Source organism: Vibrio sp. V39_P1S14PM300, from assembly GCF_009904765.1.
GTDB classification, from domain to species: domain Bacteria; phylum Pseudomonadota; class Gammaproteobacteria; order Enterobacterales; family Vibrionaceae; genus Vibrio; species Vibrio proteolyticus.
Genome location: NZ_WXWP01000105.1, coordinates 1 through 2,811, shown reverse-complemented (window position 1 = coordinate 2,811; position 2,811 = coordinate 1). Strand labels below are relative to the sequence as shown.

General features: G+C 46.9%; 5 protein-coding genes and 1 other RNA gene. 4 read left to right on the top strand and 2 right to left on the bottom strand.

Annotated features, from left to right (window positions below):
* On the top strand, nucleotides 1-176 hold a 176-nt coding region (locus CAG65_RS05085; RefSeq protein ID WP_202599268.1), incomplete at its 5' end, for a YbaY family lipoprotein.
* A 30-nt stretch (nucleotides 177-206) separates the two neighbouring features.
* On the opposite strand, the gene CAG65_RS05080 is transcribed toward CAG65_RS05085, so the two are convergent.
* Nucleotides 207-509, bottom strand: a complete 303-nt coding sequence (locus CAG65_RS05080; RefSeq protein ID WP_021704196.1) for a DNA base-flipping protein — start codon at nucleotides 507-509, stop codon at nucleotides 207-209.
* A 51-nt stretch (nucleotides 510-560) separates the two neighbouring features.
* Here CAG65_RS05080 and CAG65_RS05075 point away from each other — a divergent pair, with 51 nt between their 5' ends.
* From CAG65_RS05075 to CAG65_RS05065, 3 genes are all read left to right on the top strand, one after another.
* Nucleotides 561-1,298 (top strand): hypothetical protein, encoded by a 738-nt coding sequence (locus tag CAG65_RS05075; protein ID WP_161452614.1) that lies wholly within the window; start codon nucleotides 561-563, stop codon nucleotides 1,296-1,298.
* A 156-nt stretch (nucleotides 1,299-1,454) separates the two neighbouring features.
* Nucleotides 1,455-1,551, top strand: an RNA gene (gene ffs / locus CAG65_RS05070) — signal recognition particle sRNA small type.
* A 258-nt stretch (nucleotides 1,552-1,809) separates the two neighbouring features.
* On the top strand, nucleotides 1,810-2,235 hold the full coding sequence (locus CAG65_RS05065) for a hypothetical protein (protein ID WP_161452612.1): 426 nt from the start codon (nucleotides 1,810-1,812) through the stop codon (nucleotides 2,233-2,235).
* A gap of 191 nt (nucleotides 2,236-2,426) precedes the next feature.
* Here CAG65_RS05065 and CAG65_RS05060 read toward each other — a convergent pair.
* Nucleotides 2,427-2,811: GGDEF domain-containing protein (locus CAG65_RS05060; RefSeq protein WP_161452610.1), on the bottom strand; the 385-nt coding region annotated here is incomplete at its 5' end.

The window sequence follows — 2,811 nt, the reverse complement described above, 5'->3', positions numbered from 1 at the left end:
TCGATATTGAGTATGACGGCAGCAAAATTAAGCCGGGCCACACTTACAGCATCAGCGCTCGTATCGAAATTGACGGTAAGCTACGCTTCATCACCGATACGATGAATGCCGTCATTACTGATGAAAATAACACACAAAAAGTCGATCTGCGTCTAATTAGTGTCGCTGGGCAGTAATAAATTTGTGAATTGATAAAAATGGCAGCCTCAGGGCTGCCATTTGTAGTTACGGAGTTTGACTTTGCCTGTCGGACTCACTTCGATCCCATCGGCTTCCAGATGCGCTTTTTGTCGTTCTAAATCCCTTCCTTTCAACGAGATCTCGCCCTTACTATTAATGACCCGGAACCAGGGGAGTTTAGAGCCTTCAGGCAAGTTCCCGAGCGCTTTGCCAACGTGCCTGGCATACCCCGGATACCCCGCCATTCTAGCAACGTCCCCATAGGTCGACACTTTTCCGGCCGGAATTTGGTGAATTACCGCAAAGACTTGAGACAAGAATTGATCCATACTGACATTGTCCTAATTCATTGTTACCACGGATAGGTATAAGGAGTGGGCATGGTATTTTCTACCTTTCAATTTCTGATCACAACGGTATTGGCTGTTGTTTGTGCTCGGGCTATCAGCTTGAGTGAAGGGGACATCCCGGTGTTGGCACTGATCATTCCCGCATTATGGGTATTGCCACAGGGTGGGGTGGCGGGGTTATTGCTGCTGGCGGTGATGGCAGTTTATGGCCTGACATTGCCTTATCAGCCAATCGCCTTATCGGTTTCAGTATGGATATTGTTCCCGTTGATGATGGTGGTGTTTTCGAGACGCAGCAGTATTGGAGTGATACTGACTACGGCACTGATCGTGATCACGCTCCAGGTGGGGATCATGGTGACGCAATCGGCCGGAAAACTGGGCGGCAGTGCGTCTGTGACGGTCGTCCAGACTATCGCGGTCATTCTGGCCTGGTGGGCGACTCGCTATTGGAAACCGTCCGGGCAACACAGCTGGTGGGCGCTAGGGTTGGTGCTGCCATTGTGGCTGGCCGATCTGCCATACGCGGCGTTGGTGGCGTTATGCGCAACAGGCATTATCGCTTCGCTGGAAAGCCTCAACCGCGCGTCGTTTCAGTGGAGCAAGCTGCTGTGCTGGACACTACCGACGGTCGGGTTTGCGGTTTTGGTCGTCATGCCGGACATTGAAGTGCCCAATCCGGTATTTGTGGTGTGGATTTGTCTGCTTGGTACCGCATGGATGACGGATTACATCCTTAAGAGCCTGGATGAGAACGAAGAAGTGTAGTCCAGGTTCCGTGCAATCCGATAAATCGATTAATTGCTAGGCACTTAGCAGCAGTGACGGGGATTTTCCGGGTTTATGGGTTGCAATAGATAAGCGGATACCTGATAATCCCTCTCGCTCTCTGGTGAACAACCTGAGATACAAAATCTATGGAGGCCCTGGTCCTCCCGCAACAATAGCTCGTGAACTCGGTCAGGTCCGGAAGGAAGCAGCCGCAGCGTGTGACTTGTGTGCCGGGATGTGGCTGGGGCCTCCACCCATCTGAAGCCTGCAATATATGTTCGCATAATTTGCAGGTTTTCTTCATATTTGTATCATAACTTTTCATAGTCTATTTTTCGTTGTAGGTTTACAACAAAAGCTCTCATCCAACGACAGTCAATAGTTTATTGAAGAGTGTATACGTTGCATCACCCAATGCGACTGATGGTACGGGCAACTCTGCTCATCCCCTAAATTCCAAATCTGCTGCTATCTTTAGATTGTTCAATCAATCTGGAAAGGTAAGCATATGAAACCCCAAATAGCGTTATTAGGCGTTTTCTTTATTTTGTTCGGTTGCGATGATGCGGAGAATAAGATCGATAAAGCTCAAGAAGCAGCAAACCCGGCCGTCGATAGTTTACAAGATAAGGCCAGTCCATTGGATTTCGAATCTCTTAAATTAGAGCAGTTTGAGGGTGCCAAAGAACAGGCACAACAACTGACGATGGCCGTTCAGGAAGCTCTTAATGTCGACTTAACCAATTCAGAAGCGATAACAAACGTTCAAGACAAAATAGCAAACTCATATCGTTGCTTTGTTGATGCCTCTTCCTCAGTCTCTGCAGAAAAACTCATGAATAAGCTTGTTTCCGCGATACAAAACCAAGAGGTTTTAAACATTGTGGAAGAGGGCGTAGCGAAAGGTAGTGAAGCGAGTCAATGTGTTATGTGAATTGCCTTGTATGATAGTATTTGCCCGGATTCTGCAATGCGTTTAAATCTTGTTAAACTTCAGAATAGATTTAATAACTCTGGATGGATTCTATAAATCCGCCCAATTTAGTACTTAGCAGATCCAATCGTTTTTGATAAACCTCTGCAATAGAGGATACATCTAAGACGTGAAAGCATGCTCCATGTTTATTATTCGTAAAGGCTCCAGCAATTTCGTCCATTGTTTTTACTGCAGTAGAGCGCTTGATCGGCTCTCATGAACATTGTTTCTTCAGAATCCAACTGTGTTGTTGCACCTAAGCTAAGCGTAACTGTGGCGCCAGGCTCTCTCCATCGGGTGCGAACCATTCTTTTGTTAATCCTTGACAAAATGCGACGGAGGATTGGTTTCGATGTATCGAGAATGCAGGCAAATTCATCTCCACCAATTCGATAAACGCTATCTTCCCCAAACTCCTCTTGCAGCAGTGCGGCCACACGCTTAAGTACTGCATCGCCAAAGAGGTGTCCGTAGTTGTCATTGATCTGCTTAAAATTATCAATATCGATCAATACCAAGTTAAAAGGGAGTTTC

What these genes read in the sequence shown, in the direction of transcription:
- CAG65_RS05080 (WP_021704196.1), bottom strand. Translation starts at nt 509, where the DNA reads ATGGATCAATTCTTGTCTCAAGTCTTTGCGGTAATTCACCAAATTCCG.
- CAG65_RS05065 (WP_161452612.1), top strand. Translation starts at nt 1,810, where the DNA reads ATGAAACCCCAAATAGCGTTATTAGGCGTTTTCTTTATTTTGTTCGGT.
- CAG65_RS05075 (WP_161452614.1), top strand. Translation starts at nt 561, where the DNA reads ATGGTATTTTCTACCTTTCAATTTCTGATCACAACGGTATTGGCTGTT.